Origin of the sequence: Algoriphagus lutimaris (assembly GCF_017051705.1) — a bacterium.
Classification (GTDB): Bacteria; Bacteroidota; Bacteroidia; order Cytophagales; family Cyclobacteriaceae; genus Algoriphagus; species Algoriphagus lutimaris.
The window spans coordinates 960,313-986,769 of sequence record NZ_JAFIDJ010000002.1; the positions used below are offsets into that span (position 1 = coordinate 960,313).

Here is a 26,457-nt window from a genome sequence, read left to right on the forward strand (position 1 = left end):
TGTTTTACTTTTTAAACCATCGATTCCATGAAAAAAAGCTTTTTGAGGGAAATATGAGAATTTTACCTTCCAAATTTTGGGCAGAATAGATACTGGATCGGCCACTAAAGAGATAAGCAATGAGGCATGCCACCGCCAGATACAAGCCAGACTCCACTCCGAATAATTCCATTCCCATCACTGTGCAAGCCATCGGCGTGTTGGTAGCTCCGGAAAAAACACCCACAAAACCCATTCCTGCCAATAAAGCTAAAGGCAAAGGAATCCAGGATGATAAGGCATTTCCCAAAGTTGCTCCGGTGAAGAACAAAGGAGTAACTTCACCCCCTTTAAATCCTGCACCTAGAGTAAAACCAGTCATACCCGTTTTTACCAACCAATCATACCATGGCAAAGGTGTTTCAAAGGCCTCTACAATCCTAGGTACACCCAAGCCGATATAAGTAGTAGTGTCCGATATCCATACAATTAGGGCAATTAAAAGTCCGCCAATGAGCGGACGCATAGGAGGATAGGAAATCCATTTTGAAAATATATGAGAAAAAAAATGCGTGGTTTGGGCAAATAATCTTCCTGAAAACCCAAAGGCAATTCCTGCAGGAATGATCCAAAGAAAATTGATAATTGAAAGTGAAGGTACCTCTGGAATCATGTAATGAGTATGGCCTACTCCCCACAAATCTGCGCATACAAAATCCGCTACTAAGCCTGTCCACAAGGCAGGAAAAACAGACTTCCATCTAAACTTTCTATTGAGCATCCACTCCAAAGCGAAGATCGCTCCAGCCAATGGAGTTCCAAATACCGAGGCAAAACCTGCAGACACTCCAGCAATTAAAACGATCCTTCTATCCTCTTTTGCCAATCCAAACCATTTGGTCAATTGGTCCGCTAAAGAGCCCCCCATTTGCACTGCAGTGCCTTCTCGGCCTGCTGATCCCCCAAAAAGATGGGTGGCAATCGTACCAAAAAGTACCAACGGAGTCATTCGTAATGGAATGGGTTGATGGGTTTGGTAAAGTTCCTCCAGTAAAAGATTATTTCCTCTTACAGAAGATTCAGCATACTTATAATAAGTCCACCCGATGAGAAAACCTCCCAGAGGTAAGAGCGAAATAATCCAAAGGTTACTTTCGCGGGTTTGACTGGCCCAATCTAAGGCAACTAAAAAGAAAGCAGAAGCTGTTCCTGCGAGTAGCCCTATCAATAAACCAAATCCTGTCCAACGAAATAAGTAAGTAACCAGTGATGTGAAGTTCAATTCCTTTTTTTAAAGTTTGGCCCAAATTAGGCATAGAAAATGAAATGGAATAAACAGTCGGACAGTATTGTCAGATTTTGAAATTAACAATTTCCCAAATTTCGGGTTAACTTCGAATAAATCGCCCTATGCAAAATATCCTTATCACCGGAGGTTCAGGTCTAATTGGACAAAGAATCACTGCTTTGTTGGAAGCACAGGGCAAATCTGTGGCTTGGCTCAGCAGAAGTAAACAATCCCAAAAATCTTTTATTTGGGATATTGAAAATGAAACCATCGATCCCGAAGCAATGGAGTGGGCAGATGCTATTATCCATCTAGCGGGAGCTGGAGTCGCAGATAAAAGATGGACGGAGGAACGGAAAAAATTGATTTTAGAGTCTAGAACAAAATCTACCCAACTTATTTATAAGGCAGTAGCTGCTGTAACCAACCAACCGGATACAATGATATCTGCTTCAGCTGTTGGAATTTATGGATTCCACACTTTTACCGATTTGATGGATGAATCATCTCCCGAGGGAAATGATTTTTTAGCTAATGTGGTCAAAGCTTGGGAGGTAGAAGTAAAAAAAATAGAAAGCCTTCATTTGAGAACCGTGATCTTACGAATAGGGATTGTTTTGGATGAACACGGAGGGGCTTTAGGAGAAATGTTGAAACCACCAGTGGCAGCTCCTTTGGGAAAAGGAGACCAATGGATGAGTTGGATACATATTGAGGATTTGGCAAAAATGTTTGTTTTCGCACTTGAAAAAACCACGTTGCAAGGAGTGTTTAATGCAGTATCACCCAATCCAGCTACAAATTTTAGATTAACCCAAGAAGCAGCAAGAGCAAAAGGAAAACCGTTTGTTGGAATAGGAGTTCCTCCATTTTTACTCCGCCTAATCTTAGGGGAGATGGCCGCAATGGTTCTTGGAGGCAATAGGGTTTCCTCTTCAAAAATTCAAAAATCAGGCTTTGAATATGAGTTTCCCACACTCATTCCTGCATTGAAGGATATTTTTCACCGATAGGAATCTTTAAATTCTTTTTCCTCTTCCTATCAAAAACCAAAGGATAGTTCCCAGAAAAGGAACCAATACTACAATCAGTAGCCAAATCAGCCTGTCTGTTGAATTGTGAAAGTTGCTAATGACCACATCATAGATGGTGTATGCGTAGATGGCAAGGCCGATAATTCCTATTCCAAACATATTTTTAACTTGTTTTCGTGCTTTTTCCCAAGATAAGATAAACAATAGGCCCAATAACCTGGGCAAATAATATTATAATTAACCATATCAGTTTCATGTTCGCATCCTTGTACTCTGAGCGGATGATATCAACCAAACAATAAATCCATAATATGGTGTATAAGAGGCCAAAAATCATAAAAAAGAAGATCATTCCTCCTCCCATGTTTTGTATAAAGTGAAATGTCATGTATTAATTCGTGGGTTTTGAAAAATTAGGTTCAAAGTTTCTAAAATTCCTTTGGTCTTCCGGTTCATACTTATGTAAAGAAATTTACCAAGGATGGGGAGTATTAAAATCACCATTACCCAAATCAATTTCATTTGATGATCTCGAAAATCAGATCGAATCATATCCTTGAGGGCGTATATTGTAAATCCGAAATAACTGACTAGAAACAATAAACTACCGAGTAGCCAAAAGAGTAGACCGTTTGACGGTACTATCAAATCCATAGTGCTTCTTCAATTATTTTAACCATTAAACCAATTTAGTTTTTTTTAAAGAATGAAAGTAGGAATTTAGTCGAAAGTTTTAATCCATCTATCTATATGAAATCGAGCATAAACCTTGTTAGACAAAGGTTTAAATACCCAATCTGCGAGATTCCATGTGGCTCATTTAAATCAATTTAATCACATGAAAAAGGCTGTTTTGTCGTTTTTATTGACCGTTTTTGCCCTTTTTAGCTATGCTCAGGTGGACTTGAGCTATTACTTACCAAAAGGTTTTACCTATGATTCCAATATTCCTACACCGAAAGAGGTGCTGGGTTATGAGGTGGGTGAATGGCATGTGAGTCATGACCAGTTAGTAATGTATATGAAGGCAGTAGCTGAAGCTTCTGATCGAGTGACAATCGAAGAAACCGGAAGGACTTACGAAAAGCGACCCCAGGTTTTACTAACAATCACCTCTGCTGCCAATCATAGTAAAATTGATCAAATCAAGGCAGAAAGGGCTAAACTAAGAGATCCCGGGGCTTCAGTGGATATTAATTCCATGCCAATTGTCATGTTTATGGGCTATTCAGTCCACGGGAATGAACCAAGTGGAGCAAATTCATCCCTCTTGGCTATCTATCATTTTGCAGCAGCCAATGAAGTGGGACCTGAACTGGATAACATCATACTGTTGCTAGATCCTGCAATCAACCCTGATGGACTAAACAGATTCGCCTCTTGGGTCAATTCTCATAAATCTTACAATCTTAATGGAGATCCTAAAGGAAGAGAATACAATGAAGCTTGGCCAAGAGGCAGAACCAATCATTATTGGTTTGATTTAAATAGAGATTGGTTGCCTGTTCAGCATCCCGAGTCAAGAAATAGAGTACGGGTGTTTCAGGATTGGCTTCCTAATATCCATTTGGATTTCCATGAAATGGGAAGCAATAGTACCTTCTTTTTTCAGCCCGGAGTTCCTGCAAGAATGCACCCTCTTACTCCTCAAAAGAATTTTGAGTTGACCAAAAAGATTGGAGAGTACCATGCCAAAGCCTTGGATCAAATAGGCTCCTTGTACTACAACCAAGAGAACTATGATGATTTCTATTATGGAAAGGGTTCTACTTACCCAGATGTTCAAGGCTCCATTGGTATTTTATTTGAGCAGGCAAGCTCTAGAGGACATTTACAAAAGACTGACTATGGAATGTTGAGCTTTCCATTTACCATTAGAAACCAGTTTACTGCTAATCTATCCTCCTATCAGGCTGCCAAAGAAATGCGTGAGGAGTTGAATCAATGGATGAGGGATTTTTATTCTGAAATCAAAACGGAAAGTGAAGCGGATGTTAACAAAGCCTATATTTTTGGTAGTAAAGAAGATATGGCTCGAAGCTATCATTTGGCTGATTTAATTCTTCAGCATGATATCGAAGTGTATAGTCTCAAAGAAGATGTGACTTTGAATGGAAAGGAATTTAAGAAAGAGAACTCCTATATAGTTCCAGCGAATCAACCACAATATCGTCTAATTAAGGCCATGTTTGAAACCAGAACGTCTTTTCAAGATAGCCTTTTCTATGACATTTCCGCTTGGACTTATCCAATGGCTTTCAACTTGGATTATCAAGCCTTAAACAGTCGAATTTTGAACTTGGCAAGTGTTGAAAAAGTGGATAAAAGCAATTTGGTTTTAGCTCCTGGAAAGGTAATTGGAGCTCCTGGTGCTTATCAGTATGCGATGGAATGGACCGGTTATTATGCCCCAAAGGCTACAAACAAACTAATGAATGCAGGATTTTTGGTACGGGTAGCCCATGCTGAATTCAGTACTCCTGAAGGTAAGACTTTTGGAAGGGGTACCATTTTAATAGGTAAAGGTGATTCTGGATTGGATGAAAATACTATGTATCAGAAGTTAAATGAAATCGCAGCCTCTTCCAATGTGGATATCTACGCCATCAATACGGGTTATACTGCTGGAATTAATATGGGGTCCACTTTTACTGAAACATTAGACAAACCAGAAATCGCTTTGTTGGTTGAAGGGGGAGTAGATAGTTACGAAGCTGGTGAGGTTTGGCATTTATTGGATCAACGAATGGGAATGGCCATTACCTTGCTTCCAATGGATGCTATTGGAGGAACCACCTTGGATAAGTATAATGTAGTATTGATGCCTGATGGCAGATATAATGGGTTAGGTAAATCAGGTGCGGCAGTTTTAAAAGAATGGGTGTCCAAGGGCGGAACTTTGGTGGCCAAAGGTGGAGCTGTTCGTTTCCTCGCACAAAATGAAGTAGGTTCTTTTTCATTTAGAGAATTGCCAGAGGAAGAGCAAGGGCTACAAAAAAGCTATGCAGATTATGATAATGCTACTGGAGCAAAGGTAACTGGAGGAGCTATTTTTAATGCGAAACTGGACATTACGCATCCGATAGGCTATGGATATATGGATGCAAATATTCATACATTCAGGAATGATAATCAATTCATGGAGCCTTCGGAGAATCCTTATGCAAATCCACTAGTTTACACGGATAATCCTTTGGCCTCTGGATATATCCACCCCTCCAACTTAGAAGGATTAAAAAATGGTGGAGTGATACGGATATCTTCTCTAGGTAGTGGAAGGATTGTTGGGTTTGCTGATAATATGAATTTTAGAGCTTTTTGGTTTGGAACTAACAAGCTGTATCTAAATGCAATATTCTTTGGACAAACCATTCAGAGAGGTACTGGAAGGTAATTCCAAGGTAAAACAATCATTAAGCCTCATGTCTTTTAGCTTGGGGCTTTTTGTTTATTTTGTGTTTTTTCAAGAAAGTTCCAACCAAAATTTAAAAGCATTCGTTTTACAAGTTATTGTTTTGTGATTTATTAATTTTCAGCCAGAATAGTATTCTAACACCCTTCTTCATTTATGAAAAAATCTATACTTCTCAATTTTAGATGGTATTTAGCCGTAATTTTTTTAGGATTTTCCTCCCTTTCCAAAGCCCAAGAAATGAGTTTTGAAGAGTACAATCCTCCATCAACGCTCAAGGTACCTGAGAATCCTGTTCATAGAGCCAAATACCCTTTTGTAGATATTCATAGCCACCAAGGAGGAATCAATGAAGAGAAAATAGACCAATTGGTATCTGAAATGGACGAGCTTAATATGGGTGTGTTGGTCAATCTGAGTGGAAGAGGTTTTGGACGTGGGGACAGTAATTCCCAGCAGGAATACATCAAATCTATGATCCAAGAATTTAATACCTTTGCACCTGGGAGATTTATGGTATTTACCAATTTGAATTTTGCCGGTTTTGGAGATGAAAACTGGACAAGAATTGCAGTTAAAGAACTGGAAGAGGATGTTCAAGCTGGCGCCAGCGGATTGAAAATTTATAAAAGTCTCGGGTTGAATGTGAAAGACATCAATGGGAATCGGGTTCCAGTAGACCATCCTGATTTAGACCCTGTTTGGGCAAAAGCGGGTGAATTAGGAATTCCTGTGATTATCCACTCAGCGGATCCAGCTCAATTTTGGCAGGAAATGGACGCTAATAATGAACGTTGGTTGGAATTGAAGACACATCCCAACCGGAAAAGAGGTGATGATAACCCGGCTCCTTTTGAACAAATCATTGCGGAGCAGCACCATGTTTTTGAAAAGCACCCTGAAACGACCTTTATCAATGCACACATGGGATGGATGGCGAATGATTTAGATGCGGCATCCGCACATTTAGATAAATATCCGAATGTAAATTTTGGAATAGGTGCTGTCATCGCAGAATTTGGAAGACAGCCTAAAAGAGCCTATGAGTTTTTTGAGAAATATCAGGATAGAGTACTTTTTGGAAAAGATGCTTATAACAAAGAGGAATATTACACCTATTTCCGAGTGTTGGAGACGGAAGATGAATACTTCCCTTATTATAAAAAGTACCATGCTTTTTGGGCGATGTATGGCCTAGGTCTTTCTGATGAAGTTTTGAAGAAACTGTATTACAAAAATGCCCTTCGCATTGTGCCCGGGATGGACAAAACGGTATTTCCTGATTAATTTGAAAATAAATAAAAACCCCCTGTATTAGTATGTACAGGGGGTTTTTTTAATTAATGTCAAAGAGTGTGATTTAAAACTTCAAATTCAATCCTAGCATGAAATTCGTTCCTGCCATTGGATAATAATAGTTTTCTGTAATCAATTCTTTTCCTGAATCCCCAGGCAAGTAGTAGCTGAAGGTATACCCATTTGGTTCATACATTTCATTGAAAATATTGTTGACCAAAAGATTTACTTCTAAACTTTTGAAGAACCTAGGCTGAACTTGGTAACTGATTCTAAAATCATTTGTAAAGAATGAGTCAAGAGACCGGGCATCGTTACTAGTATTGTCCAGGTATTGCTTCCCTACATATTTAGACATCCAGTTGATGGATAAGTGATCAATAGGTTTGTATTCTATCGTAGCGGAAGCAATGGTATTTGGAGAAAATGCGATGTCTGTATTTTCATAGGTATTTGAAATCTGCTGAAATTCGGACTCGCTATAATCGTCTATGTACTCCGTAAAATTTTTGATTTTGTTTTGGCTGAAGGTAACATTTCCTCCAAAGACCCAAGCTTTTGCCACTTGTATAGCGCCTGAAAGCTCTATTCCTGCACGGTATGAATCAGCGACATTTTCGCGAATATATGCACCTACATCATTAATCTGACCAGTTAAAATCAATTGGTCTTTGTAATCCATAAAATAGAAGTTGGCATTGTAGTTAAACCTTCCTTTTTGTGCTCTTACACCTGCCTCTATATTGTTGAGGCGTTCTGGTTTTGGGATTTCCGTGATAGGGTTATCCGTAAAATCGGATCTTTTTGGTTCTCTATTGGCCACGGCATAGCTGGCATACCACACTTCTCCTGAGTTTTGCTCGTAGCTAAAACCAAACTTTGGGTTGAAGAAGGTATAGCTTTGTTGACCATCCACAATCCGTTGGTCATCATTGACCCCATAAAATGTGTAATCAATATTGCGTACTTGTAAGTCTCCAAATAGGTTCAAGCCAGGGCTAAGTTCATAGGTACCTTTTAGGTAGATATTTCGATCATCTTTGACTGCATTGTTGAAATAATATCGATCTCGTATTTGAGTTGCTCCTGCTATTCTTGCCCAAATAATTTCTCCAAAATGATCTCCATCGTATCGGTTTGCTCCTCCGCCTAGGACCACATCCCATTTTCCATTATCTGAGATATAATTGATAGAGGCAATTCCACCAAAGAAATCATTATCCAACCATCTTCTTCTAATAATATCAGTACTGGATATGATCTCCTCTCCGATCACTACATCTGGTAAGCCATAGCTTGCAAAATCATCATCTTCACGGTATTGTTCATAGTATCCTCGTCCATACGTATAGTGAAGTGCTGCATTGGTTTTCCAATTGGAACCAATTTTACCAGTGTAAATTAATTGGTAATGATCCTGTTGGTAATTATCAGTTTCATTATCATAGGTGTAATAATTCCAGGTTCGGTCATCCTCTAATTTTGATTCAGGCAGCCCCCACCAGGATTGATAGGTTTGTTCTTTTCCGGAGAACACATTCAGTTTGACCACATGGTTTTCCCCGTAGTATCCTGCTGAAACGAAGAAGGATTTCAAATCGGAAAATGCACGATCTACATAGCCATCAGAAGTTATTTTGGAAAGTCGGGCATCTACTGCAAAACGATTGTTCAAGAGACCTGTTCCTGCTTTTACGGTATGCCTCCATGAATTGAAGGATCCTACAGAATTGGAAATCTCAGCATATGGATCATCCTGACGCGTATCTGTCTGAAAATTCAAACTTGCTCCAAAAGTGGCGGCTCCATTGGTGGAGGTACCCACTCCTCGTTGAATTTGAAGGTTATCCACGGAAGAGGCAAAATCAGGCATATTTACCCAAAACACCCCATGAGACTCAGCGTCATTCATTGGAATCCCATTCACGGTAACGTTGATTCGGCTTTGGTCAGATCCCCGTATCCTCAATCCAGTATATCCAATTCCTGCTCCTGCATCTGAATGGGTGACCACGGAAGGAGTAAAATTGAGAAGTATAGGGATGTCTTGACCTAAATTTCTTTTTGAAAGTTCTGCTTTGTCGATGGTCTGGAAAGTAGTCGGAGTAGTAGCCGAAGCTCGGGTAGCAGAGACAATAAACTCCTCTGTCAGCAACTCTGTAGGTTGGAGTTTCAAAGTCAGATCACCCGAGTAAGGTATCGTCAAACTTTGTTTTAAGCTTTCGAACCCTACATAAGAAACCCGAAGTTGGATCTCCCCTGCTTTCAGTTTGGTGATAGTGAAATTTCCATTTTCGTCTGTTACGCTTCCTCTACCTTGAGTTTCGGCCCATACAGAAGCACCGATTAATGGTTCTCCGGAATTCGCATCCAGAATTTTTCCTTTTAGGCTTTCTTGTGCCCAAGCAGAAACTGCCAATAAGCATAAAGCCAGATTTAGCATTAATTTTTTCATGTGTTTTTCCCTTGCGGGGTATTGAGGTGAAACATGAGAAAACTTAGGGGAAGTCTTCCTTGATTGTTTACCCGAATGCACAACTTGTACAAAATTGAAAGCGCAACGGCGCCTGTTTGCGAACTCGATTTGGTACTTTGTTATGCTGCTCATTTCCCTTCGCCGGCATTACCCGGATCAGGTCTTATGGGTATGATCTCAGCCCGAATTATTTAGGCACCCCTTATGATCTTGTTGCAAAGGTAATGGGGAAATGGATTTTTGCAATTCTTTATTACCAAATTCAGCTGATCAATGGATACGCTTCCCATTTCTTTTCACTAAATTTCTTGTTCAACAAACCCTTAAACCTATGAAAATCTACAAACTTCCTTCGGGGACTCTTCTTGAAAAGGAGGATACCTATTTTTTGGGACCGAGTCTAAATTGGAATGAACTATTGGGAAGAGAAAATCTGAAGGAATATTTAAATTTTGAATCGAAAGGCTGGAGGGAATTAAAAGAGGAAGAAGCTCAAAAATTGCTGGGTGTAGGTCTATTGTCTCCAATGGGAGATCAAGAAATCTGGGCTGCTGGAGTAACCTATTTTCGAAGTAGAACTGCTAGGATGGAAGAAAGCCAAGATGCTGGAGGGGCAGATTTTTACGATAAAGTATATGCGGCTGATAGACCTGAGCTTTTTTTTAAAGCTACAGCAAGTAGGGTGTCACCTCCTGGTGGAAAACTAAATATTAGAAAAGACTCAACTTGGGATGTACCGGAGCCTGAACTAACCCTATTGATTTCGCCGGCAGGTAGAATTCAAGGATTTACTGTTGGCAACGATATGAGTAGTCGAAGTATAGAAGGAGAAAATCCATTGTATTTACCTCAAGCCAAGGTATACCATGGCTGTGCTGCTATTGGTCCTTGCATTTTAGTTCAAGATGAGGTTTTGTCCGAGGATGTTAAAATCAGGCTGGAAATATTTCGTGAGGGTCAGTTGGCATTTGCGGGAGAAACCGCATTATCTCAATTGAAGCGAAAGCCTCAAGAGTTAGCTGAATGGCTTTTTAGAGCGAATACATTCCCAATAGGATGTTTTCTAATGACCGGAACCGGAATCGTACCTGATGAGTTTACTTTGGAAGAGGGAGATCGGGTTAGAATTGGTATAGATGAGATTGGGGTGCTTGAAAACTTTATTTCCAAAATTTAAGGAACCATGGCTTACGATGAATTTCTTGCAGAAAGGATGATTCAAAGCCTACAAGGCAGAGGACTTAATTTTGAAGCGAAGAGAATGATGGGTGGATTGGTGTTTATGGTGAATGAAAAGATGTGCATGGGCCTCAATAAAGATAAGAATACAGGAAAAGACCAGCTCATGGTCAGAGTGGGTGAATCTGCTCAGGAAATGTGTATGAAAAGGACAGGTTGTCGAAGTATGGAATTTACTGGCGGGCCCATGAAAGGGTTTGTTTTTGTTGACCCAGAGGGATTTGACCTAGATGCGGATTGGGATTTTTGGGTAGAAATGGCCTTGAAATACAATCCAGAGGCGAAAAGCAGCAAGAAATAATAATGTAGAATAGGGATTGGAATAATCTTGGCAAAGAACTTGAGTAAAATGGAATGCGCTTACTCAAAAGATTAAACCAATGAAACATTCCCTTATTTTTACATTCATAGCACTTATTGTTTTTTCCTGTGATTTTAATGATATACCTGAGCCTCGGGATGAAACTCAAAAATGGGCTTTGGCGGGTTATCAAGTAGAGGTTTCAGGAGATTTAGAATATACAAATATTCAGGATTCAGCCTATGTATATTCCCTTTTGCCTGATGGAAGATTTTCAAAGAAAGTAGGAGAATATGAATTGAAGGGAACCTATGAGGAGAGCTTTTCTGATGGTTTGAAACGTTATAAATTCATGTATACCTCTAAAAACAGCTTGTTGATTCATAGCTGTGCCACCGGTACGGAGGATTATTTCATTAACAGCAAAGGGCAATTGACGGGTACCTGGGATGCTTGTGATGGGCCTAAGTTATATTTCAATAAACAAAAATAAACTAGAGGAGGGTTAGACCTCCTTTTTTTATTTAGTTAGGAGAATTTACATTTGGGAATGACCAAGTTTTTTCAGCAAAAAATACGATTGTCGCCTTACCCTGCGGGTTATCACTTAATCACCGATAAAATCGAAGGCGAATTTCAGGAAATCAAGAAGATAAAAGTCGGGTTTCTCCAAATCTTTATCCAGCATACATCTGCTGCCCTCACGATCAATGAAAATGCAGACCCCACTGTAAGGACTGATTTCAAAACCTTTGTGAATGAATTGATTCCGGAGGATTACCCACGATTTATTCATACCTATGAAGGACCAGATGACATGCCTGCACACATAAAAGCCAGCTTTTTTGATTCACAACTCCAAATTCCTATTTCGAATGGAAAATTGGAGCTAGGTATGTGGCAAGGAGTTTATTTGTGCGAATTTAGACATCATGCATCTCCTAGAAATTTAATCCTTACCGCTTTTGGAGAGCCGTATTAAAATGGCTCCCTAAAATTATAAAATATCGCCATTGGTATAATAAAAGTAAGATCGTAATGGATTGACGATACTTTTGTAAGGTATCCCGAACTATGCGAACTTGTATTTTCCTTTTATTTGCATTCCTAGTTGGAATAGGAATAGCCTTTTCTCAAAATAGCCAAAATGCGAATGCTTTTGCATTTAAGTTAAATCAACCTATTGATTTAGATGGAGAATTGGACGAGGAGATATGGTTGGATCCAGAAGGCTGGAATACAGATTTTATGCAGTATTTCCCTTCGGACACATCTTTGTCTGTGGTCAATACCCAAGTGAAGATTGCCTTTGACGATAACAACCTTTATATCGCGGCAATTATGGAGAATAATGGTCCAAGAGAATATGTTTCCACTTCATTAAGAAGAGATTATCGAGGTCAGCAGAATGATGGGATTACTTTTGTATTTGACACCTTCAACGATAAAACCAACGCTTTTCAATTTGGAGTGAATCCTTATGGGGTTCAAAGAGAAGGCCTATTGGCTAATGGAGGGATTAGAAGTGAAGATTTGAGTTTAGCATGGGATAATAAATGGTATGCTGAGGCAAAAATTTATGATACCCATTGGCAAGTAGAAGCCATCATCCCACTTTCCACCATACGATTCAAGGATGGAACACAAAACTGGAATGTGAATTTTTATAGGATTGATAGCCATACCGGAGAGCGGAGTACTTGGTCGCCGATTCCCAGAAACTTATCCATTATTTCTACTGCATTCAATAGAAAATTGATTTTTGAGGAACCACTAAGGAAAAACTCTGCTAATATTTCTTTGATTCCTTATGTGGCAGGGAAAACTTCAAAAAATTACTTGGAAAACACTTCCGAGAGTTTTTCTCCAGCATTCGGGGGAGATGCAAAAGTGGGGATTGGTCCGGCAATGAATTTGGATTTGACGTTCAATCCGGACTTTTCACAAGTAGAGGTGGATCAGCAAGTGACCAATTTGGATCGTTTCGAAATCTTCTTTCCAGAGCGAAGACAGTTTTTCCTAGAAAATGCCGACCTCTTTGACAGTTTTGGCTCCAGACAATCCAGACCATTTTTCTCCAGGAGAATTGGAGTGGATATCGATTCAGCTACTGGCCAGAACGTCCAAAGTAAAATTATTTATGGGGCCCGATTGAGTGGTAAAATAAATGATGATTGGCGTTTGGGTGTAATGAATATGCAAACTGCTACGGATGAGGAGGCAGGAATTTCAGGAAAGAACTTCTCCGTGGTGGCTCTTCAAAAAAAGATCTTTACTCGCTCCAATATTGGGGTGATCTTCGTAGACCGAGAATCTCTTGCCCTTGATGAATATCAGTCTCTTTTTAACCCCAATGAATACAACCGTTTGTTGGGAGTGGATTATAACCTGAATTCAGCGGATGGAAAATGGACTGGGAAAGCATTCTATCATAGGACTTTTGAGTCCAAGGAAACGGTGAAACCCTACTCTTTTAATGCATATATCTTATTCAATGATATTCATTGGGCCTGGAGTCTGAGCTACAGAGATGTAGGAGAAGATTTTAATCCGGAAGTCGGATACGTACCCAGGTCAAATTATAAGCGATTTAATCCCGATGTAGCCTATTTATTTTACCCAAATTCTAACTTGATCAATCGACACGGACCAAAGGTGGAATATGAAGGCTTATGGAATGAGACTATTGGGACAACTGATAGAGATATCAATTTGAGTTATAATGTGCAATTCAATTCCTTTTCTACTATTACACTGACTCAAAAAAACAGATATGTGTATCTCTTTCAAGATTTTGACCCAACTCGGACTGGTGGAGAAAAACTTCCTGCAGGTACAGATTATAAAACCAAAACACTTCAATTAGAATACAGTAGTAACCCGAGAAATCTGTTTTTAATAAAATTAGAGGCTGAAGCTGGTCAATACTTTACAGGGGATTTTCAGCGAGTAGTGAGTGAGATGGGGCTTAGAATTGGAAATAAAGCTAATATTTCCATGAACTTTAATTATGCAAGAATCCGACTTCCAGAGCCTCAAAATGATGCTGATTTAGTGTTAGTAGGGCCCAGAATAGATTTGACATTTACCAAGAAACTCTTCTGGACTACTTTTATCCAGTATAATAACCAAATTGATAATTTGAACATCAATACGCGTTTGCAATGGAGATTTGCCCCTGTTTCAGACTTCTTCCTCGTTTATACGGATAATTATTTCCCTGATTCTTTTGCACCAAAACAGCGTTCTCTGGTATTTAAACTAAATTATTGGTTGAACCTTTAATCCTTTTAAGTATAGGGATCAATCGGGCTCGATGGTTTCTTTGAAGGAGAATTGGATAAAAATTAGCCAAAACATTCAATGTTTGGTTGAAGAAAGCCATTTTCCAAAAGCCCAAAAGTGCGCTCCATATACTTAAGAGAAATAGGAGTATGAAAGGAATTAGATGGCCAAACTCTGCCTTTTTTGACTCCATGATCCAATGGTTTATTCCTGATTTGGTCCCATTGAAATAGGCTCGCAGTTGGTCTTTATTTCTCCAAAAAGTATTCAAGAGGAATTTTTGGTAGATCCCGATTCCTATTTTTCTTGAAAATGAAACCAACCCATGTGGATTCTTGATTTTATAGTACTTTTCTGGAAGGAGTTGATAGGTAGGCCAAGCAAATCCTGCAAAAGCAAATGCTCCCAAAATGAAGAGGTTTGCCAGGAAGGAAATAATTAGAGCCTCAACACTATCATGGGTTTGTGCTTTATTCCAACCCATCACCAGGTCTCCTGATCTATAAATCAGGAAGATGCTTCCAAATGTCAAAAGGCCTTTCCTTAAAAGATCCCTTAGATTAATTCTTTTCAAATGCTAGAGTATTTTCCCTATTTCCTTCCAAGTGATTAGCTTAATGTTGTTCTCCTGAATCAGTTTTTTCGCCTGATCGCTTGTGAAGAAATTAAAATCTTCTTGTCGCCATGAGGCATGGTAGGTAGTATGACCTGCAGTTACGGCGTTCATTTCCTCATCATCAAATGCCAAATGCACCAAGAGCACATGTACTCCTGGTTTTAGATTTTCTAATTTATTGGTGTAAAATTCTTCCATTCCAGCTTCATAGTCTTCTGGGTTGGCCATGATGATTTCATTGATGACCGGAATTTTCTCCAAGTTGATTCCTTCAAATAGTGCTTGGTTGGGTTTGATAATTCCTTCCATTATTTGGGTATTGACCATAGCTGGGATCTTCAGTTCCTGAGCAATTTTCAAATAGGACCTCATGTATTCAGGTCTACCATAAAAAATACAGCCCATGTGGGAATCCAAATGGGTAGGTTGTATTCCCATTTGATTAGCGGCTTTGATTTGTGCTCTGATTTCAATTTCTACTTCTTCTGGGCTGGCATTTTTTGTGACTGGAGGGCAATCAGGGTACATAAATCCTTGTTCGTTGCTAAGTCCAGGAACTACCGACTTTCCTGCTTTTGGAGGCCAATTGAAGTTTTCCCATTCATTTGTCAAGGTGATGTGAATACCGATATCTGCATCTGGAAAATCTTTCGCCAACACCCCTACTTCTGCGGACCAAGCCGGAGGAACCATCATACTAGTGGAAGTGACCAAACCTTTTTTCAAAGCCTCAAAGGTGGCTATATTTTGAGAGTGAGCTACTCCTACATCATCTCCATGGATGATGAGTAGTTTATCCTCTTTTGAATAGCCAAGTTTTTCTGCTAATGTTTGGGAGATTGCCCCAAAAGGAAGTGCGAAAAAGAGGGCGATAACAAGTGTTTGTTTTGGTAGGTTGGGAAATTGCATATTCTAATATAAATGATTTGAAGAATCACTTCCTTAAATTAGGCTTTTGGTGCTTATACCCATCCGAGATGATCAAAAATTTATTGCTTTCAGCCTGTGTCTTTTGTTTTCTTTCTGTTTCAACAATGGGGCAAGATTATAAAAATTCAATTCTTGAATTTCAGGATGAGCTCAATGCAGAATTTAAAAATCAGGATGAATCGCCACTTTCAGCTAAGGATAGAAAAGAGTTTACAGGCCTTCCCTTTTATCCTGTTGATGAACACTTTTGGGTAATTGCAAAATTTGAAAAACTTCCGCCAAGAAGTCTATTTCAAATGAAAACAACCGCAAATTCTATCAAAGACTATGATGTGTATGGACTATTGACTTTTTCATTGGAAGAGAAGGAATATTGCTTAAATGTTTATCAAAGCCATGTCTTTAGGACCCAGGAAAAGTACAAGGACTACCTTTTTCTACCCTTTACAGATTTGACGAATGTAACTGAAACCTATGGTGGAGGCAGATATATGGATTTGAAAATTCCTTCTGGTGATACCATGGAATTGGATTTCAATAAAGTCTATAATCCATTTTGTGCCTATTCCGATGGGTATGCCTGTCCCATTCTTCCAAGAGAAAATGACTTGCAATTGGCAGTTCGCGCTGGAGTCATGTATTCTCCCAAAAAATAAATTCATCTTCGAAAAGACTTCGACTTAGTTCGATACACCCAGAGATAAGAGAAAAAACCCAGGATTACCTGAATGAAGATAAAATAGAACCATGTGGAAGGTTGGGATAATGGTTCAGAATTGATTGTACCGTTATAATATAGTTTCGATACGGTCAAGGCAACAATACATGCAGGAAGTACAATAACCAACCAGAATTTAAAGAAGGACTGGTAGATAAATGGAGGCTTTTTAGAATTCATTTTTCTTCTTTTGTCCTAGGTTGGGTTTATAAATGAAGTAATAATTCCCAATGGACCATACTACTGGCGATGAGACTAAAATGAGGTATAAATCCGAATCTTTTAGAAAAGCCGAGGAAAATGTTCGGTGTTTTATCGAATAATATCCAAAAGTCCAAAATATGGCCCCAGGCAAAGTGATTTTACTCCAAATTTAACATGTGGAGTAAATGAACGTTGGAATCTGATTTTTCTTTCCGTCAATAATCAAACTTAAATTCACTCAAGTCCGGCTGAATTAATTTCCTTCTATTTAACTCTCTTTGGTAAAGGTATTCCCCCAGCTCGGCAAAAAATGGTTTTCCAATCTCCTCATATTCATAGATGTTGTCATTGAGAGTTTCATTTTCATTGGAATAAACAATGGCTGAAACGAAGAACTCTACTCCTTTTTCAAGGTCCAAAAAGTAACTTCCGTCTATCATGTAGCCATAAGACCAACCTGTTTTATTGAAAATTCTAAAGTTTTTTGGAATAGGATTTTCTGAATTTCCGAATTTGAAAAACTTGGAATATCCGTCGTAAAATTCGGATGAATCATACTTCGGAAAGTCGCTTTCTTCAGGAAACATACTCATATATTTCAACACAAATTTTCTATTTTCCTCAGAAATATGGAAGCGTTCGCTTTCCAGAAATGCATTTGGAAAAACAATTCTTTGAACTACTCCATGTAAATCAGAAAGCGCAAATTTATTTTTATAGGAGAAGTCCATGGGCTCATTGATCAAGGAGTCACCTACCACATGTGCCTTTCCCAACAAGGGTTTTGGATCCACGGCATAGATTTTTTCTGTATGTCTTTCAGGAATTTCCAAAAGTGTATTTCCTGACTTATCCACAAAGCGAATGGGGTTAAAATACCGATTTTCTTCGGGCGAAATTGGAAATGAAAGTCGTTGGCTAATGACAGTTTTCCACAGGCCTTTACCTTTCAGCTTTTCATTGATATATTCTTGTCCTAGAAGTTCATAGAGCCGATTATTGGCATCGTTATCAGAAACCAAAAGTATTTTTTTAATGTAATGAGCAATACTTGGAAGAGAGTCCTTCGAAGAATTATCCACATAGGCAGGAATTTGGGATGGACGCACTGAATCGATCAGAAAAATTGTTTCTTTGTCCAAGTTATCCACAGAATTTTCATCTAACCATTCTAATGCCAGCAAGGCGATCGGAAGTTTTACCGTTGAGGCTGGATAAAAATATCGATCATCATCTAGGTTGAAACTATAATTGGTAAACATGGGTGTGCCATGTTCATTTCTGTCAATTTGAGTATAGAGTATCTGTACTTGATATTGCTCTTTGTTTTCCAATACTTTTTGGAGAATAGGGTAGTTGCTTACATCCCTTTCGAAAGGATTTTCAGTTTCCGGAGAGCAAGAAGTAATACAGCAAATGGAAAGAATAATGAAAACAAACTTTTTCATAAATAGGACTTATATGCTATTGGATATTTCTTTAAGATGGAACCAAAGCGTATCAATATCGCGCGCTGTATGAAATGCAGATAAAATGATTCTATTGACGGTTTGGTCATCGGAGGTAGGATAAGGAAAAGAAGAGGTGATGTAATTTTTCTGTTCCAGTTTTTCAGCCCAACTCCCAGGTTGATAGGTAAAAGTTGGATAATTGCTTAAGCCATAAACATGCTCGGACATCTCATTTTTTTGTCCAAAATATTTGATCAGCTGGAATAAGCGACTTCTTCTGTCTTTATAAATCTCTTGTGATTTCAAAAACGCATGAAGGTATGCCGGAGGACAAGGAGAGGCACCTCCATAGATTGGAAATTGTTTTATATCATGAATCATTTGTTGATTGGAAAGTATTATTCCAGCTGGCAGCCCTAGTGCTTTTCCAAGGGATCCGGTGACCATCAGATGGATTGGTAAATCCTTCCATTGCGAATAGGTGCCAAACACCTCATGTCCTAAAACACCAAATGCATGGCTATCATCCAAGAGTAGGGTTACTTCATTGGATTGAGCGAGTAATTCCAACCAGCTGTAATCATGAATTTCTGGGATCATAGGATTTACAGCATTTGCTAGAATCAGAATTTTTTGATCTTTTAGCGAGTTTGATTTTTCAATACAGGAATTTTTCCAATCCTGAAAAGTCTGTTTGGGGCTTGGTTTTATATTTATGGGAAGAATAGCAGGGTGTGTATCTGGAGCGACCCAAATTTGCTGAGCTTGTGGTTTCAGAAATTGTAAGGCTGCCATCCCAGATAGGTAACCGCTGCTCATGACAATAGCCGATGCTGCACCTGCTCCTTTTGCGAAAAAGTCTTCGAAATCTTCGAAAATTTGAAGCCGTATGTTGTTTATCCGGCTGAGTCCATGGTTTAAACCATATTTATCCATGCCGATAATTAGATTCTCTTGAAATTCAGGTACAACATCAATTCCCAAATAGGAGGTTCCGCTGAAATAATGAAGAACTTGGTCTTGGTAAATGATTTTCCTGTCTATCCTATTTTGTAGATAAAAAGACTTCAATTTTCAGTAATTTATTTCGCGAAAATTTGAGTTTCGTCTTGAAAGGATTTGAATTCCAATGCATTGCCACAAGGGTCTAGGAAAAACATAGTGGCTTGTTCCCCTACTTCACCCTTGAATCGAATATAGGGTTCGATTACAAATTCAATTCCATGGGCCTTCAATTTATCTGCCAAAGCATGCCATTCATCCCAAGGTAAAATCGCCCCAAAATGGCGAACAGGCACATTTTTTCCATCTACCGCATTGGTTTTGGCAAGTGCAAGCTCTTCAGGTTTGATATGTGCGGAAAGTTGGTGACCGAAAAAATTGAAATCGATCCATTTATCTGTGCTTCTGCCTATATCGCATCCCAACAAATCCCCATAAAATGCACGGGTTTCTTCAATATCCCTGATCGGGAAAGCCAGGTGAAAGGGTTTAAATTGGCTCATAATGTGTACTTTCGTTTGAAATTTTCTGCTTCAATTTAGTTTATTATTTCTTGAAAAAAATGTCAGATAGGAAATCAGTTTCTTTGGTTTTGAGTAGCGGTGGTGCAAGGGGATTAGCGCATGTGGGGGTGATCGAAGAATTGGAAAAAAGAGGGTATCATATTGCTGAAATTGCCGGTTGTTCGGCGGGTGCCTTGGTCGGTGGAATGTATGCAGCGGGAAAACTGGAGGAGTTTAAAGACTGGATCTGCCATTTGGATCGAATTGATGTATTTTCCTTGATGGACTTCACCTTTTCCAGTCGCGGTTTTATCAAAGGGGAGAAAGTATACAATGCTTTGAAAAGAGTAGTGAAGGACTGCCAGATTGAGGATTTATCCATTCCTTTTTCTTGCAATGCGGTGGATTACAAAACCGGAGAAGAAATAATTTTTAGAAATGGAAGCTTGTATGCTGCAATCCGTGCATCAGGAAGTATTCCTTCAGTATTCCAGCCTGCAAAACATCCGCCTTATGAATTAATTGATGGAGGTGTCTTGAATCCAGTGCCTGTTTCTCTGTTAAAAAATCCGCATGAAAGTAAGGTAATTGTGGTTGGGCTCAATGGGCCCGATACGGAATTGGTAACTCCGCCTAAGAAAGATGCAGAGGGACATCGGTTTATTTCTCTTCCACTTTGGGTGAAGGAATATAGAAATAAGATGAAAGAATATTTTCCGGAACAAGAGAAAGTAGCTAAATCCAGTTCTTTGAGTTCTATCAATTTAATGACTCGTTCATTCGATCTGTTGCAGGATCGATTTTGTAATTTATTGATAGAGAAATATCCTGTGGACGTCAATATTCGAGTTGCCAGAAGGCAAGCAGGGACTTTGGAGTTTCATAGAGCAGCAGAATTAATCGAAATTGGAAGAATCAAAGCAATTAAAGCATTAGATCATTGGGAAAATGGAAATAGCGGAGCTGAATAAATTATTTGGGAATGTGGATATCTATCTGTTGGATCAAATTCTAAAAGGTAGGTTTTCCAAAGAAATGAAAATTCTGGATGCAGGCTGTGGAGAAGGGAGAAATACGGTTTATTTTATTCGGGAGGGCTATCAGATTTTTGGGATCGATCCCAATGAAATTGCCATTCAATATTGTAGATACCAGGCCAAAAGCCTGAATCCCAATTATGATGTCTATCGGTTTTTGGAAGGAAAGTTGGAGGATATTCCTTTTCACTCTTCTTCATTTGATGCAGTGATTTGTTCCGCAGTTTTACACTTTGCTTCAGATGTGGATAACTTTTGGGAAATGATCGATGAAATTCATCGAATTTTAAAACCTGGGGGAATTTTTTGGTTTCGAATGTGTACTGGGGTTGGAGGAATTTTGTCCGAATCTAAGCCCTTAGGCAAAGGTAGGTACCATTTACCGGATGATTCAGACAGATTTGTGCTCACTTTAGAAGATGTGGATAAGTTGCAAGAGAAAGGCTTCCAATTTTTAGAACAGCCCAAAACGGTACTGGTTTTAGACCAACGGGAAATGGGTGCTTTTATGATGAAGAAGAACGAAACCGCTGGACACTGAAAATATGGATTTACAATACGCATTAGAACTTGTGGGTACTTTCGTTTTTGCCATTTCGGGGGCTTTGGCGGTCCGGGAGCGGGAACATGATCTTTTTGGAGCTGGTTTTACTGGATTCATTACTGCCATTGGTGGAGGTACGCTTCGGGATATATTATTGGATAGCTATCCGTTGGTCTGGATCGCGGACGTGAAAGTATTATATGCGGTTTTTGCCGGTATCATGGCTGCCTTTTTATTTCCGAAGTTCCTGAGCAAATTAAGAAAGACTTTATTTTTATTTGATACCCTAGGAATCGGACTGTTTACTGTTTTGGGAGTGGAAAAGGCCCTGAGTTTGGGTGTTAGGCCTGAGATTGCTGCGATCATGGGAATGTTTTCGGCGGTCATGGGTGGCGTGATCCGGGATACCTTGACTAATGAAATTCCCATTCTGTTCAGAAAAGAAGTGTATGCCTCTGCTTGCCTGGCAGGTGCGGTATTGTATGTGGTGTTGAATTACTTTGAAGTGGACCGGGATTATAATTTGTTAATATCTATGTCTTTAGTTATCGGGATTCGATTCCTGGCAATGAAATATAAATTGAGTTTACCGAGACTGGATTGAGAAGTCAGAATTCTTAATGGTGAAAGCTGAAAAAGTATTCGGTTTTCAGTCTCAGTTTTCAGTACTCTAGAATTGAAATTCGGTGGAGTCATTTCGAACTCTAGGAGAAATCTATTTAGGATAGTCCTGCAGAATTATGCTGAAAACTTTCGCAGATAAACGCGGAAGCAAATCAATGAAGATCTAAGTCTTAATTCTGCGAGAATCAGCGGGCAAGTTAGCTCCAATCATTTTTACTAAGTAGAGGGGCTTAAATAGAAAAACATGAATATTGGCTGAGTCAGGTTGATCGAAGGAGAAATCTATTTAGGGTAGTCCCGCAGAATTACGCTGAAAATTAACCCGGCCCTGCGGGGGAATTGCTTTTTATAGGTTCTTACTCCTCAGTAAAACTTGGCTTCAACCTCACAAAAGCCATTTCGTCATCGATATTGAGGAAACTATACAGCATTCCATCTTTGAAAAACCGATTACTTGAATTGCTAAGGTTTTCCAAAGTCTGTTCTTTTAGCATCGTAAAGTCTGTATCGAAAAATGTCACCACATCTTTTGTTACCACTGAATCTGCAATCATTCGATCCATGTCAGTACTAATCCTCCAAATGAGATTTTCTTCCTTTTGAAAGATCATAGGCCCAAATTTTACTTGCTTCCTTTTTTCTTTGGAGGCTTCAAAAAGTGCCTCTCGAGTGTCCACCTGTGTAGGAAAGTTTTTGATCCTCTCATTGCCTGTGAGGCTAGCTTCGAAAGTTTTATGGAGCAAACTATCCATTGTAAAGTCATAGATATAGACCTCATTTATAGCAGTATTAGTAAGGACCAATTGCCCATTTATAAACTTCATATAAGAAGATTCACCGGTTGACATCATGGCATTTCCGTTCATTTCCAACAAGATTCGGAATTCATCTAGCTTTGAAATAGCATCTGTTGGGACGAAATTCAACTCCATTTTTTCCAAATCAATCACTGCCAGTCCTTTGGCGGGTTTTCTGAAACTTTCATCTTCCAACTCTCCAACATAGGTTTTACCATCTGCTGAGAATATTCCCATATTACTGACCACATCTGTTTCACCAAATTCGTAACCGCTCAAGGTGTTTCTATCGAATTCATATTTTTTTATCAATTCGCCTTTGGGGCTTATTTCTACTATTTTATTGAAATCAAAAAGCATCAGGTTCCCATTTCCGATTACTTGAAGTTTGGAAATAAATCCACCCCCAATTCCATTTGGTCCCTCTTTTTCAAGCTGAATGGTTTCTTTGAGTGCCAAAGCATCCATGTCCACAACCTCCAATAAAAGTGATTCAGGATTAAGATTATAAAGTAACTTTCCATCTTGAGTTAAGTCTGATATTCCCAGACCCCAGTTTAAGAAAAAGAAGTGATCCCCTGGGTCTACCATTACCGTATCGGTTGTATAGCTCAACTCAGGCATGTTTTCTTTTACAGAATCCGATTTTTTCTCTGCGCAAGCCAGTAAAATTGCAAATAGGGCAAGATAAATTAAGTTTTTCATAGTTAGTTGGTTAAGTTAAAGTTGAAAGTAAAAACCGAGAACCCCAGCTCATCTTCCACATTCACAAAGGACCAGAGCTTCGCGTCTTTGAAGAATGGATCTGGTTGAACATTGAATTATAAAGAAATAGGTGTTTTCCACCTTCTGAAATAGAAGAAGATCCTGGGCCTAGGTTGTATTCAAAAAATGCCTCTTTTGAGTCAATCATCAATTTATCGACTGAGAAGACTAGGTTCTCTAAGATATTTCCTTCTTCAGCTTTGTCAGCGTCCTTGTTTTTATTATATGAAAAAAATAGACACAAATAAAGGCATAACGAGTATATTCTCATTCTTTAAAAGTTAAGAATGGAAAATACAGAAAAATCTGAATAAAATTTAGTTAAGTTTTCTTAATGCACTGATTCCATGAGGGTTCGGAAGGCAAGTGCTTTTTCCCCATACCTTGCTTGAGTCTCGTAGCGAAGCGCATGTGCAAACCGGCCTTCGTATTCGATGAGTTTCTTGGTGCTTTCAGCATAAAACTGTACACTGTAATTGGTTACATGATCATCAGGGCTGTTTAGTAACCTGAAGAATTTATGTTCTATAAATAGGCCAGTAGCAAAAATATCAGGGATATGAGTTTCTTTCATCCAATTGACAAAATCCTCTTCTATCTCATTGTTAACAGTGAAAGTAATGTTGTAAAGTATCATATCGGAAGATTTTAACTGGAATTTTGTTTTTTTGTAAACAGATTTAGCCCTTCAAAGTTAGGTATCTCAAAGCGAAAAACCGGAATTTCCTCCTTCTAAAGCTCCCAGAAATATGCATAAAATAGCCAAGGCACCTCCAAAGGCTCAGGACAAACAATTGTTGATCGTTAAACTAGTGGTAGTGGCTTTGTATGGAGTTGGGATCATTGGCATGTCAATTCCGGAATATAGACCACTATTTCAATCCCTGACTCCAGCACAGTTGTTAATTACGTTGGGACTGGTTCTGTTTTTTCATAAGGGTTGGACGGATTCATTTCCTATCGTAGCAGCACTTGCGTTTTGGATTGGCTTTGGATCTGAATTGATTGGGATACATACCGGATATTTATATGGTGACTATGTGTATGGAGATACTTTGGGCCCCAAATTGTGGGATGTTCCATTGGTGATTGGGGTCAACTGGTTTATTCTGGTTTACTTGACAGGTGCGGTATTCTCAAAAAGTATTTCCAATGATTACTATGCTGCATTGATGGGGGCTGTGGCCATGACTGCCTTTGATTATATCATGGAACCGGTAGCCATGGCAGTAGACATGTGGTATTGGAAGTTTGATGTTATTCCGTTTGAAAACTATTTGGGTTGGTTTGGAGTTTCTTTTTTAATTCACCTGATTTACAGGAAGGCAAATTTTGAAAAGTCTAACCCCTTGGCAGCCTTTTTGTTAATTGTAATGGTACTGTTTTTCGCGATACTCAATTTCACTTTGAATCTGTAGTATCTCATGATGGGAAAAAGGTTTTTACCCAATTCTAAAAATTTTATAACAAAATAAGATTATTTAAGTTGACTACTAAATGATGGAAGCTATTGTTTTTACATTAGTTGGTTTTGGTCTGATGGAATTGTCTGGTTGGGCAATTCATAAGTATTTAATGCATGGGCCATTATGGATGATTCATAAAACCCATCATCAACCAAGTAAGTTTGCATTTGAACTGAATGATTTATTTTCAGTTTTATTTGGTAGCATCGCCATTGTCTTAATAATAGTCGGTTTGAAAGAATTCGATTATCGGTTCTGGATGGGTGTTGGAATAAGTCTTTATGGGTTTTTATATTTCATATTACATGACATATTGATCCATAGAAGAATTAAATGGTTTCAAAAACCAAAGAGTAAGTTTTTAAAAGCATTATTTAGGGCACATCAAGCACATCATAGAACCAATAAGAAAGATGATGCAGTCTCGTTTGGTTTGTTTTTGGTACCCAAGGAATACTATAAAGAGGAGGAAGAGTGAGCAATTATTCAATTAAGGATTTAGAGCAGTTATCTGGTATTAAGGCACATACCCTAAGAATTTGGGAGCAGCGCTATAATTTGTTGAACCCAAAACGTACGGATACTAATATTCGCTATTACGATGATGGAGATTTAAAATTGATTTTGAATGTCGCATTGTTGAACGATAATGGTTTTAAAATCAGTAAAATTGCTTCCATGAGTCTCTCTGAAATGAAGGAGGAAGTGATTCGTTTGACAGATAGGTCTTTGACCCATGACGATCAAGTGCATGCATTAACCATTTGCATGATCGAAATGGATGAAGAACGATTTGATAAAGTACTGACGACTAATATCATTAAAATAGGGTTCGAGCAAACCATGCTCAATATTATATATCCTTTTTTATCAAAAATTGGTTTGTTGTGGCAAACTGGAGCAATTAACCCTGCCCAGGAACATTTTATTTCCAATTTGGTCCGACAAAAATTGATTGTAGCGATTGATGGACAAATTCCGAGTGTCTCTGGGAAAAAGTTTTTGCTTTTTCTTCCGGAAGGAGAATTACATGAAATTTCGATTTTGTTTGCTTCCTATTTGATTAAAAGCAAAGGACATAAAGTGATCTATTTGGGTCAGAGTACTCCGAAAAGGGACTTAGATGCCGTTTATGAATTAGTAGAACCGGATTATATCTTGACAGTCATGACATCCTGTCCACCAGATGATTCTCCTCAAGAATATATAGATTACCTTTCTACCAGATTCTCCAAATCTCAGATTTTTGTTTCTGGATATCAGGTCGTAGGTCAGGATTTGCAGTTTGGAGAAAATGTGAAGCAATTCAGCTATATACGAGAAATCAAGGATGTGCTAGATGAGATAGGACAAGGGATTTTAGAGAAATAGTTTAATGATAGAGTAAAATGGTTAAACAAAGCATTTCTTCGGAAATGCTTTTTTTATGGTTAAAATCCTCCATTAGACCTTAAAATTCTGCCGCTTAAGTCATAATGTTTAATAAAGAA

27 protein-coding genes and 1 riboswitch are annotated in these 26,457 nt (G+C 38.7%); of the genes, 15 read left to right on the top strand and 12 right to left on the bottom strand.

Annotated elements, in window-relative coordinates; all coding sequences use genetic code 11:
- Window positions 1-4: 4 nt before the first annotated feature.
- A complete protein-coding gene (locus JYB62_RS14735; RefSeq protein ID WP_205646178.1) occupies window positions 5-1,261 on the bottom strand; it encodes a voltage-gated chloride channel family protein in 1,257 nt (418 codons plus the stop codon).
- A 128-nt stretch (window positions 1,262-1,389) separates the two neighbouring features.
- Between JYB62_RS14735 and JYB62_RS14740 the strand changes: the two genes are divergently transcribed.
- A complete protein-coding gene (locus JYB62_RS14740) occupies window positions 1,390-2,280 on the top strand; it encodes a TIGR01777 family oxidoreductase (protein ID WP_205646179.1) in 891 nt (296 codons plus the stop codon).
- A 6-nt stretch (window positions 2,281-2,286) separates the two neighbouring features.
- Here the strand turns inward: JYB62_RS14740 and JYB62_RS14745 are convergent, their stop codons facing one another.
- Genes JYB62_RS14745 through JYB62_RS20135 form a run of 3 tightly spaced genes read right to left on the bottom strand, consistent with a single transcriptional unit; the run spans window position 2,287 to window position 2,955 of the window.
- Window positions 2,287-2,460 carry a PLDc N-terminal domain-containing protein gene (locus tag JYB62_RS14745; RefSeq protein ID WP_074225930.1) on the bottom strand — a complete coding sequence of 58 codons (174 nt, stop codon included), beginning with the start codon at window positions 2,458-2,460 and terminating at the stop codon, window positions 2,287-2,289.
- Between the two features lie 4 nt (window positions 2,461-2,464).
- Entirely contained in the window at window positions 2,465-2,689 is a 225-nt protein-coding gene (locus JYB62_RS20130) for a PLDc N-terminal domain-containing protein (RefSeq protein WP_205646180.1), read from the bottom strand.
- Window positions 2,686-2,955, bottom strand: coding sequence for a PLD nuclease N-terminal domain-containing protein (locus JYB62_RS20135; RefSeq protein ID WP_205646181.1), 270 nt, complete (start codon window positions 2,953-2,955; stop codon window positions 2,686-2,688). Before JYB62_RS20135 ends, JYB62_RS20130 begins: the two co-directional genes overlap by 4 nt.
- Before the next feature lie 184 nt (window positions 2,956-3,139).
- On the opposite strand from JYB62_RS20135, the gene JYB62_RS14760 reads away from it, so the two are divergent.
- Both JYB62_RS14760 and JYB62_RS14765 read left to right on the top strand, forming a co-directional pair.
- Window positions 3,140-5,695: a M14 family zinc carboxypeptidase gene (locus JYB62_RS14760; RefSeq protein ID WP_205646182.1), complete on the top strand. Its 2,556-nt coding sequence runs from the start codon at window positions 3,140-3,142 to the stop codon at window positions 5,693-5,695.
- Between the two features lie 174 nt (window positions 5,696-5,869).
- Complete coding sequence (locus tag JYB62_RS14765) at window positions 5,870-7,000, top strand: amidohydrolase family protein (protein WP_205646183.1); 1,131 nt, start codon at window positions 5,870-5,872, stop codon at window positions 6,998-7,000.
- A gap of 73 nt (window positions 7,001-7,073) precedes the next feature.
- Here the strand turns inward: JYB62_RS14765 and JYB62_RS14770 are convergent, their stop codons facing one another.
- Complete coding sequence (locus JYB62_RS14770) at window positions 7,074-9,464, bottom strand: TonB-dependent receptor (RefSeq protein ID WP_205646184.1); 2,391 nt, start codon at window positions 9,462-9,464, stop codon at window positions 7,074-7,076.
- A 137-nt stretch (window positions 9,465-9,601) separates the two neighbouring features.
- Window positions 9,602-9,698: riboswitch (TPP riboswitch) on the bottom strand.
- 118 nt (window positions 9,699-9,816) lie between these two features.
- On the opposite strand from JYB62_RS14770, the gene JYB62_RS14775 reads away from it, so the two are divergent.
- From JYB62_RS14775 to JYB62_RS14795, 5 genes are all read left to right on the top strand, one after another.
- Window positions 9,817-10,662: a fumarylacetoacetate hydrolase family protein gene (locus JYB62_RS14775; RefSeq protein ID WP_205646185.1), complete on the top strand. Its 846-nt coding sequence runs from the start codon at window positions 9,817-9,819 to the stop codon at window positions 10,660-10,662.
- Between the two features lie 6 nt (window positions 10,663-10,668).
- A complete protein-coding gene (locus JYB62_RS14780; RefSeq protein WP_205646186.1) occupies window positions 10,669-11,025 on the top strand; it encodes a TfoX/Sxy family protein in 357 nt (118 codons plus the stop codon).
- Between the two features lie 79 nt (window positions 11,026-11,104).
- Complete coding sequence (locus tag JYB62_RS14785) at window positions 11,105-11,518, top strand: hypothetical protein (protein ID WP_205646187.1); 414 nt, start codon at window positions 11,105-11,107, stop codon at window positions 11,516-11,518.
- A gap of 57 nt (window positions 11,519-11,575) precedes the next feature.
- Window positions 11,576-12,007: a secondary thiamine-phosphate synthase enzyme YjbQ gene (locus JYB62_RS14790; RefSeq protein ID WP_205646188.1), complete on the top strand. Its 432-nt coding sequence runs from the start codon at window positions 11,576-11,578 to the stop codon at window positions 12,005-12,007.
- Between the two features lie 92 nt (window positions 12,008-12,099).
- Window positions 12,100-14,310: a DUF5916 domain-containing protein gene (locus JYB62_RS14795; protein WP_205646189.1), complete on the top strand. Its 2,211-nt coding sequence runs from the start codon at window positions 12,100-12,102 to the stop codon at window positions 14,308-14,310.
- On the opposite strand, the gene JYB62_RS14800 is transcribed toward JYB62_RS14795, so the two are convergent.
- Together JYB62_RS14800 and JYB62_RS14805 are read right to left on the bottom strand one after the other, a co-directional pair.
- Window positions 14,282-14,884 (bottom strand): glycosyl-4,4'-diaponeurosporenoate acyltransferase CrtO family protein, encoded by a 603-nt coding sequence (locus JYB62_RS14800; protein ID WP_205646190.1) that lies wholly within the window; start codon window positions 14,882-14,884, stop codon window positions 14,282-14,284. The two genes, JYB62_RS14795 and JYB62_RS14800, sit on opposite strands and share 29 nt — an antisense overlap.
- 3 nt (window positions 14,885-14,887) lie before the next feature.
- Entirely contained in the window at window positions 14,888-15,835 is a 948-nt protein-coding gene (locus tag JYB62_RS14805; RefSeq protein WP_205646191.1) for a polysaccharide deacetylase family protein, read from the bottom strand.
- Between the two features lie 125 nt (window positions 15,836-15,960).
- On the opposite strand from JYB62_RS14805, the gene JYB62_RS14810 reads away from it, so the two are divergent.
- Window positions 15,961-16,512, top strand: coding sequence for a DUF1684 domain-containing protein (locus tag JYB62_RS14810; RefSeq protein WP_205646192.1), 552 nt, complete (start codon window positions 15,961-15,963; stop codon window positions 16,510-16,512).
- A gap of 481 nt (window positions 16,513-16,993) precedes the next feature.
- On the opposite strand, the gene JYB62_RS14815 is transcribed toward JYB62_RS14810, so the two are convergent.
- The 3 genes from JYB62_RS14815 to JYB62_RS14825 are packed head-to-tail and all read right to left on the bottom strand — an operon-like array spanning window position 16,994 to window position 19,734.
- Window positions 16,994-18,226 (bottom strand): serine hydrolase, encoded by a 1,233-nt coding sequence (locus JYB62_RS14815; protein WP_205646193.1) that lies wholly within the window; start codon window positions 18,224-18,226, stop codon window positions 16,994-16,996.
- A gap of 9 nt (window positions 18,227-18,235) precedes the next feature.
- A complete protein-coding gene (locus JYB62_RS14820) occupies window positions 18,236-19,300 on the bottom strand; it encodes an aminotransferase class I/II-fold pyridoxal phosphate-dependent enzyme (protein ID WP_205646194.1) in 1,065 nt (354 codons plus the stop codon).
- An 11-nt stretch (window positions 19,301-19,311) separates the two neighbouring features.
- Complete coding sequence (locus tag JYB62_RS14825) at window positions 19,312-19,734, bottom strand: VOC family protein (protein WP_205646195.1); 423 nt, start codon at window positions 19,732-19,734, stop codon at window positions 19,312-19,314.
- Window positions 19,735-19,793: 59 nt separating this feature from the next.
- Between JYB62_RS14825 and JYB62_RS14830 the strand changes: the two genes are divergently transcribed.
- Genes JYB62_RS14830 through JYB62_RS14840 form a run of 3 tightly spaced genes read left to right on the top strand, consistent with a single transcriptional unit; the run spans window position 19,794 to window position 21,919 of the window.
- Window positions 19,794-20,705, top strand: coding sequence for a patatin-like phospholipase family protein (locus JYB62_RS14830; RefSeq protein ID WP_205646196.1), 912 nt, complete (start codon window positions 19,794-19,796; stop codon window positions 20,703-20,705).
- A complete protein-coding gene (locus tag JYB62_RS14835) occupies window positions 20,683-21,312 on the top strand; it encodes a class I SAM-dependent methyltransferase (protein ID WP_205646197.1) in 630 nt (209 codons plus the stop codon). Before JYB62_RS14830 ends, JYB62_RS14835 begins: the two co-directional genes overlap by 23 nt.
- A gap of 4 nt (window positions 21,313-21,316) precedes the next feature.
- Entirely contained in the window at window positions 21,317-21,919 is a 603-nt protein-coding gene (locus JYB62_RS14840) for a trimeric intracellular cation channel family protein (RefSeq protein ID WP_205646198.1), read from the top strand.
- A gap of 376 nt (window positions 21,920-22,295) precedes the next feature.
- On the opposite strand, the gene JYB62_RS14845 is transcribed toward JYB62_RS14840, so the two are convergent.
- A complete protein-coding gene (locus tag JYB62_RS14845) occupies window positions 22,296-23,441 on the bottom strand; it encodes a DUF4221 domain-containing protein (protein WP_205646199.1) in 1,146 nt (381 codons plus the stop codon).
- A 391-nt stretch (window positions 23,442-23,832) separates the two neighbouring features.
- Window positions 23,833-24,138, bottom strand: a complete 306-nt coding sequence (locus JYB62_RS14850; RefSeq protein ID WP_205646200.1) for a DUF4286 family protein — start codon at window positions 24,136-24,138, stop codon at window positions 23,833-23,835.
- Window positions 24,139-24,250: 112 nt separating this feature from the next.
- On the opposite strand from JYB62_RS14850, the gene JYB62_RS14855 reads away from it, so the two are divergent.
- The 3 genes from JYB62_RS14855 to JYB62_RS14865 all read left to right on the top strand — a co-directional run bounded on the left by JYB62_RS14855 (window position 24,251) and on the right by JYB62_RS14865 (window position 26,338).
- Complete coding sequence (locus JYB62_RS14855; RefSeq protein ID WP_205646201.1) at window positions 24,251-24,919, top strand: carotenoid biosynthesis protein; 669 nt, start codon at window positions 24,251-24,253, stop codon at window positions 24,917-24,919.
- Window positions 24,920-24,998: 79 nt separating this feature from the next.
- Entirely contained in the window at window positions 24,999-25,445 is a 447-nt protein-coding gene (locus JYB62_RS14860; protein WP_205646202.1) for a sterol desaturase family protein, read from the top strand.
- Window positions 25,442-26,338, top strand: coding sequence for a MerR family transcriptional regulator (locus tag JYB62_RS14865; protein ID WP_205646203.1), 897 nt, complete (start codon window positions 25,442-25,444; stop codon window positions 26,336-26,338). The genes JYB62_RS14860 and JYB62_RS14865 overlap by 4 nt, the downstream gene beginning before the upstream one ends.
- Window positions 26,339-26,457 lie beyond the last annotated feature (119 nt).